Source organism: Rhizobium sp. UFLA01-1127 (assembly GCF_059803845.1).
In genome coordinates this window covers 1-1,688 of the sequence record NZ_JAUQTZ010000285.1, presented here as the reverse complement: position 1 = coordinate 1,688, position 1,688 = coordinate 1, and the positions used below count along the sequence as shown (strand labels likewise).

The window sequence follows — 1,688 nt, the reverse complement described above, 5'->3', positions numbered from 1 at the left end:
CAACACGGGGACACTAGATTCACGTTGTCCAATGGCACCCCCTATCAAATTGGGGCTGCCGCTCGACCCATGCGCCTAGGACATCAACTGCGCTGCTTATGCGAACAGAAAGTCATTCGCCATCAGCGAATGCTGACTGTGAACAATTACATCACCCGTCGCGAATGCAATCATGCTGTCATGGGTAACTGGATCGAATGCCGAGATAATATTCAGCTGGCTAAAATCCTTGATCCCCAGTGCTGAAACGTCGATATGGTCTACCCCCCAGTTCGACCCCGGACCGTAAGCGCCCTGACCAAAATCCTCTATTCTGTCATGACCGCTATTGGGCTTGAATACAAACGTGTCATTTCCACCTTGGGCGTGGCCGATCATGACCTGCGCGTCACCCCACATGTCGTCGTTCCCATTGCCGCTGATCAGGGTGTCGTTACCGCCACGGGAATTACCGGACATCTTCACCGCGTCGCCGATCAGGGTAATGGACCCTTCCGTGTGACGAACGGCGTCGACGTTCAGCACGTCGTCGCCTCCATGCGCGTTGCCCGACATCGTTTGCGCATCGCCCACGATCATGTCGTTTGCGTTTTGTTGCGCCCTGACGATAAGGCTGTCGTTACCACCATGGGCATTACCCGACATGCTCCAGGCGTCGCCATAGGCCAGAACCGCTCCGACAGAAGCAACGTTCATGGTATCGTTGCCGCCCATGGCATGATCACGGAGATCGCCACCGGCATCGCCGTAAAACGTCACGCTGTCTTCAAGGCCCGTATTAAGAACGTCATTGCCGCCATGCGCATGACCGGACATATCTTTGCCCGCATCGCCATAGAATGTAACGAAGCCTTCAGAGCTACCGTCTGTGACCGTGTCGCTGCCACCGACGGCATGGCCCTTCATGTTGCCGCCAGCGTCGCCATAGATTGTGAAAGTGCTTTGAAAAGCCGAAAGCTGAAACGTATCATTGCCTCCAGCCGCGTGCCCTGCCATGTCCTTTCCGGCGTCGCCATACATGGCAACTGTGATGTTGGTTGGGCTTGGAGCTATACGGAAGACGTCGTTGCCGCCTTTCGCGCTGTCAGAGATGTTTTCTCCCGCGTCCCCATACAAATTGGTGGTAGTACTGCTTGACCCAGTTATCTGGACGAACAGTAAATCGTCGCCACCGATCGCGTGGTCGGCGACGTTTCTGACGGCATCGCCATAAAAGTCGCCCGAACCGTGTATGGTCAGATTATCGTCGCCGCCCATGGAGTGATCCAAAAGGCTTCCTCCTGCATCCCCATAGAGGATGCTGGTCGAATCCGGCGCTATCAGGATATCGTCAGAGCCGATCTGATGGTCGGTTAAATTCGCCGATGTTATGGGAACTAGCTTTACCATCTCGGCCCCCCTCAAAGCTTAAATGGGATTCCAGCTTGCGACCGAAACCCCTTAAAATCAAGGGTCAAATCGAGCTCGCTCCCTATCCCATTGATCCTGCAGACCAGCTTTTTTCCGGCTGCAGCGAATTGAGCGAAACAATGGAGGAGAGCGAGGCGCTATTCTTCGCGAAAGGCTCGAGCCATCTGATCTGCCATCGGCTTCGTCAGATAGGTCAATACTGTTCTTTCACCGGTCTGCAAGAAGGCCTCGACCGGCATGCCGGAGACAGGCGTCAACTTCCCTAGCCGGGTCCACTC

The 1,688-nt window shown here is 55.1% G+C and carries 1 protein-coding gene and 1 pseudogene; both read right to left on the bottom strand.

Annotation, left to right across the window (positions count from 1 at the left end; genetic code table 11):
* Positions 1–96: 96 nt before the first annotated feature.
* Complete coding sequence (locus Q4Q11_RS31745) at positions 97–1,389, bottom strand: autotransporter outer membrane beta-barrel domain-containing protein (protein ID WP_498571970.1); 1,293 nt, start codon at positions 1,387–1,389, stop codon at positions 97–99.
* Between the two features lie 158 nt (positions 1,390–1,547).
* Positions 1,548–1,688, bottom strand: a pseudogene (locus Q4Q11_RS31740) (HlyD family type I secretion periplasmic adaptor subunit); the annotation flags it as partial.

What these genes read in the sequence shown, in the direction of transcription:
- Q4Q11_RS31745 (WP_498571970.1), bottom strand. Translation starts at nt 1,389, where the DNA reads ATGGTAAAGCTAGTTCCCATAACATCGGCGAATTTAACCGACCATCAG.